Genomic DNA, 5,741 nt, shown 5'->3' on the forward strand with positions numbered 1-5,741 from the left:
ACACTGTGTTCCGGATACCGGATATGCGCTGAAAACCTGACGACAGATAACGGGCTGTTGAAAAACGCAGCAAGCGCAGCCAAGACGAGGCGCGAATGGCAGAGAAAGCGGAATGGATATGGAAATACATGAGCATTTTAGTTACGACATAACCTAAAGGTTAGTCTCCACTGAAACTTCGTTTTGAGGCCGTGAGTAACGAAGTATTGGCAAGCGCAGTAGTTTTTCAACAGCCTGTTAACGGAGTGCGGCTGCGCCCAACCGTTCCGCAAGATCGGGATCAATGTTTTTCAAAACCATTTGCACCTCCTCGACCTCGTTGTTCTCCCCTTTATCGGCGAACGCGAGGCCGAGTTGAAACCACGCCTCGGCGTCTTGCGCGTCGATGGCGGTCGCTTTGCGATAGGCGGCGATGGCCGCGGCGTGCTGGTCGAGATGGAAATGCGCCTTGCCGATCGAAACCCACGAATGCGCGTTGGCTGGCTCAGCGCGGGCCCAGTCTGCCGATACGTCAAGCAAGCCTTTCCAGTCGCCGCTCGCCTCCAGGGCCAGCGCCCGCAGAAAAAAAGGCTGCTCGTCTTTCTGCTCCCAGAAAGGCGCCCCGGCTGATAGCGGACCGACCGGAATCGCATCGTCCGCTTCGAGCTGATCGATGATCCACTGGATCGGCAGCGAAAAATGATAATCGTCGCGCGCGCGTCTGGCCTTGAATGTCGCAAGGCCAACCAGCCGCCCGTCTTCATCGAACAAGCCGCCGCCGCTTGCGCCGGAATTGAACGGCGTACTGCTCTGGATCACCATCCCTTTGTCATAATCGTGCAGAGCCTTGACACTCCCTTCGGAAAAACGCGGGCCGAGTCCACCGATGAATCCGACAGCCGTCACCGCTTGACCCGGCTTCAGTTTCGAACTGTTCATGACGACGACGGGAACATTCGCGTGGCGCGCGTAAAGCAGACATAAATCGTGTCGCAGATGGCTGCTTTGACTTTGCACCGCCCAGCGCAGGCCGCTTTTGATCAACTCGATGCGGCGCGCGCGGCGCGTGACATGGCAGTTGGTCGCGACCGCGCCTTCGGCCACCATCACGCCGGAGCCGATCGAAATGCTGCCATCCGGGTTGAATGCTTCGACCTTCAGAACGCTGGGCGACAACTTGATAAACAGATCGCGATCGACAGCGAACGCGGGACTTGCGCAGGTCAGAATGCTGCTGAGCGCCGCGACGAGCAGTTTGCCCGGATTGCCCTGATGCAACCGGACCAGTTTCACGCGATCATTTGCCGGCATCTGCCCGCGGCACACCGTAATCGTCGAGAATCTGGTCGATTTTTCCCTGGTTACCGGCAATCATTTTATCGAGCCGCGCTTTCAGGTCTTTATCGGCCTGACGAACGCCCATCGCGATCGGGTAACCAAACTGAACCCGCGAGCCCGGCACGGCGTGCATCGGCACGATGGCGATCTTTGCGCCCTGATCCTGTTTCGCAAAGTAGCCGCCGATCGGTCCCCATACGAACGCGACGTCGATTCGCCCTTCGATGAGATCTTTCTCTACGACTCCCCAGGTGGATTGTTCCGGATCGCCGCTTTGCTTCTGGTAGGGAATCGCCTGCTCCATCAATTGGTTTTTCAACAGCCAGTCGACGGGTGGAGTTTGCGCGAAAATGCCGAACTTGAGCTTCTTCAAGCGCTCGGGCGGCAGCTTCAAGACGTCTTCCTGCGACTTGACGTCATCCAGCCCGCGGCCCTCCACGAAAGCCATCGCATAAGTCGAGGTGAAATAAGGCCGGGTCGTCGCAGTTTCCCCGTAACCCGCGGGAACGCCGATGATCAGATCGCATTTATAACCATTTTTCTCAGGCACGCGCGCGCGGAGCGTGTTGCGAATGAAACCGAAGCGCTGCGGATACCACGTGTATTCGACGGGGACGCCCATTTCCTTGCCAAACAATTCCGCGATCTTGTTTTCGAACCCTTCACCTTTGCGATTCGAAAACGGCAGATTATTGGGATCCGCGCAAACGCGAAGAGCGGAAGGCGCAGCGTCTTTGATCGGCGCCTGCGCGGCGTCTTTCGCTCGCTCCTGCGCATGAGCAACGGAAAACAAAAATAGCGCAGCCACGACGCCGGCCAACGGCAATCCGGAAAACGATGAGCGATTCATGAAAACTTCCTTGTGTGGACTTCCTTGTGTGGACTCGATCATCTGTTGCATCGAGCAATTACGATGACTTGAGCCGGCCGGCACGATTTGACTCAATACTACGGGCGGGCGTCGGATACCAATGATATCGCCGCTGACTGGGCGCGCATCCGACTGAGCCAGATGCGTTAACCCGAACGGCTATGGATCCGGACAGTAATTGGACAGGAAGCTCAGTCAACGTATCGACTGCAACTTCCTGGCAGTGTCCTGTCCGCGAATTAGTTGCCTACTTCGCCGTTCGAGTTGCCTACTTCGCCGTTCGCCCCTCGATTAGGCTTGCCCTCGAGAGTGCTAATCGAGGGCATTCGAGACAGGCTCTGAGCCTGTCGAAGGGCCGCCTACCGTCGTTCATGCTTCGACGGACTCACCCACGAACGGTGCAAAATAAACAAGTTGTTGCGAGATACAAGACTAGATCCTATTGCATTTTTTCCAGAGTCTTGCCCCAGATTTTTCCATCCGAGCGTCCCTTCAAATAGCCGTAAACACCGTCGATATTGTCAGCCACAGCGGGAACCGTTTTGAATCCCGCCATCAGGGTTCCGGGGCGGCCATTCAAAATAACCTGCTTCGCATCGTCCGCGGAGAGCTTCTTCAGACCTTCGACCAGATTCGCGCCACCCCCCATACCGCCGGTCGCATCACGACCATGACAGGGAACGCAAATGTTCGTATAGGCCTGATAACCGAGGAACGTTTTTTCGTCGACTTTTTTGCCATCCTCGCTCACTTTATAGGGCGCACCGCCTGCAGCGCCGCCCTCGGCTTTGGGCGCGGCAGCATCGGCTTTAGGAGCGTCCGCATCGGCTTTGGGCGCAGCAGCATCGGCTTTTGGAGGGGCATCGGCTTCTGCTTTGGCAGCATCGGCGACGGCAGCATCGGCTTTGGGGGCATCAGCGGCAGCCGCGGGAGCAGCCGTGTCGACTTTGGGGACATCGGCCCCAGCCGCGGGAGCGGCCATATCAGCTTTCGTAGCTTCTGCTACCGCCGTCGGTTTTTCCGCTTCGGGATTCGTCACGGCAGGTGATTTGACCACCTCGGTCGCCGACTCTTTGGCAGTTTGAGGCTTGCCCTGGTCTGCGTTCCGATCGGAGCACGCCGAGGACGAAATGGCGAACAGCAAACATGCAAGCGTAACAATGTTCATCGTTTTGGTCCTGAGGAAAAAGGCGAAAAAAAACTGACATCCCAACGTTAGTCAAGATGTCAGTCTTTTAGTTTAACTACGGGTGCTGCGTTGCTCCGGCTTTATTTCGGGTTGCCGGGCAGGGCGAACACGGTCAGCACGCCGCCGAGTTCTGTGTACTTCGCGAGTTCTTTGTAACCACCGACCGCGCCCAAACCGTCGGTGTCTTTCTCAAGACCCGCTGCCAGGCCGATACCCGCCCAGCCGCCGATACCCGACAGTACGCCAAGGTACTGCTTACCTTTATACATCCAGGTATTGGTGTTGCCGATGATGCCGGATGGCGTCTTGAACTTGTACAGTTCCTTGGTGATATCGTCGGTGCCGACGCACTTCAGATAGCCTTCCAGAGTACCGTAGCAAGCGATGTCGCCGGCCGTTGCCAGCACGCCGCTCCAGACCGAGAACTTTTCCGGCTTTGACTTGACGATCTTGCCGCTCGACGCGTCCCAGGCGATGAAGTTACCCATGCCACCATGGCTGCCAGGCGCCGGGTACATCGACAGCGTCGCGCCTACATACGGCTGACCTGCGGTGTACTCAACCTTGAACGGCTCGTAATCCATGCAGACGTGGTTGGTCGGGACATAGTGCATCTTGGTCTTCGGTGAGTACGCCGCCGGCTGCTGGTCTTTGGTACCCAGAGCCGCCGGGCAAACGCCTTTGGTGTTGACATCCGCACCGTTCTGGGCTGTGCTGTACTTCGACACAACTTGCGGACGTCCGGTCTTCATGTCAACGTGGGTTGCCCAGTTGACTTTCGGATCGTACTTCTGAGCAACCAGCAACTCGCCGGTTTTGCGATCCAGGGTGTAGCCGAAGCCGTTACGATCGAAGTGGACGAGAACATCACGATCACTACCGCCAACCTTTTGGGTCGACAGTATCATCTCGTTAACGCCGTCAAAATCCCACTCATCGAACGGGGTCATCTGATAAACCCACTTCGCTTTGCCGGTATCGACATCGCGCGACCAGATGGTCATCGACCATTTGTTGTCGCCAGGACGCTGCGCAGGGTTCCACGTGCTCGGGTTGCCCGATCCGTAATACATCTGGTTGAGTTTTGGATCGTAGCTATACCAACCCCAGGTCGTGCCGCCGCCGATTTTCCACTGATCGCCCTTCCAGGTTTTCAGCGAAGAATCCTTGCCGACCGGCTTCAGCATCGAGGTGGTTTTTTCCGGATCAATCAGCATTTCTTCATCCGGACCCGTGCTGTACCCTTTCCACACTTGCTTGCCGCTCTTGATGTCGTAAGCCGCTACAAAACCGCGCACGCCAAACTCACCGCCGGAAATACCGGTGATGACTTTGTCCTTGAACACATGGGGCGCATTGGTATTGGTGCCGCCGGACTTGGGATCGCTGTTGCCTTCGCCGTTTTTGGTTTTCCACAGTTCCTTGCCGGACTTGGCATCCAGTGCAACCAAGTTGGTGTCGGCTTGCTGCAGGAAAATCTTGCCTTCGGCGTACGCAACACCGCGGTTAACGGTATCGCAGCACATCACCGGGATAACGCTGGGGTCTTGCTTCGGCTCGTACTTCCACTTGATCGTCTGGTCGGCCAGGTTGATCGCAAACACTTTATTCGGGAATGCAGAATGGATGTAAAGCGTGTCTTCGATTACCAGGGGACCACCTTCATGGCCGCGTAGAACGCCGGTCGAGAAGGTCCAGGCAACTTGCAAGTCTTTAACGTTGCTTTTATTGATTTGCTTCAATTCCGAATATCGCTGATTTTCATAGTTACCTGCCTGCATGGCCCAATTATTTGGGTCTTTGATCAGCTTCGTCAGATCCTCGTTCGCCAATGCCGCGCCTGGCAGTGCCAGAGACAGAGCGAGAGGCAGGAGCTTCGCTTTGATCCTCATATAAACTTCCTCCTATGAGTTTTGAATGGAACTACGCTTTTTATGACGACCCCTTTTTTTGATCCGGATGGATCGGAGAACAACCAAAAGGGGGAAGGTAATTATTAAATTACCTTCCTGGAATATAGCACATCCTATACCCGTTACAAGGAGAAACTTCAGTTCGAAAACAGCGAAGAAAAGCACCGGCTTTTCAGGCAATTAAGGGTAGGCGGACGCATCATGCCACTGTGTCAGAAACGGCACGTTCAGATGACGACCGGAACAGCTTGTGTCAGGGAAGCACGTGATGGCAGCAGCGCCCGCATTGTATGAATAATGCAAACGGAATACGCTGGCATTTTAATCCGGAGGCTGACCATGGAGCGCAAAGAAGAGAAGGTTTATTCCGAAGAAGCAATCCGGGAACGTTTGACGCGCGACTTGCCGCACTGGTATTTCGAAGATGGCTGGATTCGTCGAAAGTATAAAA

4 protein-coding genes are annotated in these 5,741 nt (G+C 55.7%); all 4 read right to left on the reverse strand.

Translation table 11 applies throughout. The features are described from left to right. Nucleotides 1-237 precede the first annotated feature (237 nt). Nucleotides 238-1,272 carry a trypsin-like peptidase domain-containing protein gene (locus tag H0V78_12465; protein MBA2352552.1) on the reverse strand — a complete coding sequence of 345 codons (1,035 nt, stop codon included), beginning with the start codon at nt 1,270-1,272 and terminating at the stop codon, nt 238-240. Nucleotides 1,273-1,276: 4 nt separating this feature from the next. Further along, nucleotides 1,277-2,167 (reverse strand): quinoprotein dehydrogenase-associated putative ABC transporter substrate-binding protein, encoded by an 891-nt coding sequence (locus H0V78_12470; GenBank protein MBA2352553.1) that lies wholly within the window; start codon nt 2,165-2,167, stop codon nt 1,277-1,279. Between the two features lie 460 nt (nt 2,168-2,627). Further along, nucleotides 2,628-3,356, reverse strand: a complete 729-nt coding sequence (locus tag H0V78_12475; GenBank protein ID MBA2352554.1) for a c-type cytochrome — start codon at nt 3,354-3,356, stop codon at nt 2,628-2,630. 101 nt (nt 3,357-3,457) lie between these two features. After that, nucleotides 3,458-5,269 carry a methanol/ethanol family PQQ-dependent dehydrogenase gene (locus H0V78_12480; GenBank protein MBA2352555.1) on the reverse strand — a complete coding sequence of 604 codons (1,812 nt, stop codon included), beginning with the start codon at nt 5,267-5,269 and terminating at the stop codon, nt 3,458-3,460. Between the last annotated feature and the right edge of the window lie 472 nt (nt 5,270-5,741).

This window comes from Burkholderiales bacterium (assembly GCA_013695435.1).
Classification (GTDB): Bacteria; Pseudomonadota; Gammaproteobacteria; order Burkholderiales; family JACMKV01; genus JACMKV01.

Coding starts and splice junctions, on each gene's coding strand:
- H0V78_12475 (MBA2352554.1), bottom strand. CDS start 3,356: ATGAACATTGTTACGCTTGCATGTTTGCTGTTCGCCATTTCGTCCTCG.
- H0V78_12470 (MBA2352553.1), bottom strand. CDS start 2,167: ATGAATCGCTCATCGTTTTCCGGATTGCCGTTGGCCGGCGTCGTGGCT.
- H0V78_12480 (MBA2352555.1), bottom strand. CDS start 5,269: ATGAGGATCAAAGCGAAGCTCCTGCCTCTCGCTCTGTCTCTGGCACTG.